We start from the raw sequence: 265 nt of genomic DNA on the forward strand, positions 1-265 counted from the left end.
ATCAGACCCATCATCCATGCTTGATTGAAAAGCAAGCTGGTTAGAGATAAACTGTGCATTTGTATTGGTTAGAGAGCTTCTAACAAATTTGATTAGGGCTTCCTTTATCCTTTAATGTTCCATTCTTGGCCTCACTAAAAAACATTCATCAAAGGCCATCATAATATCAGAACCCGGGTAAAATCACAAATGAATTGCTTCAAAGTCCGTCCTGCTTCACACCGATGTCCACAAATGCTCCGAAATCCACCACATTACGAACCGT

General features: G+C 40.0%; 1 pseudogene. It reads right to left on the bottom strand.

The features are described from left to right. Nucleotides 1-202 precede the first annotated feature (202 nt). A pseudogene (locus P6709_RS20625) lies at nt 203-265 on the bottom strand (S1 RNA-binding domain-containing protein); the annotation flags it as partial.

The sequence above is a fragment of the Jeotgalibacillus sp. ET6 genome, assembly GCF_029667115.1.
Taxonomy (GTDB): Bacteria; Bacillota; Bacilli; order Bacillales; family Jeotgalibacillaceae; genus Jeotgalibacillus.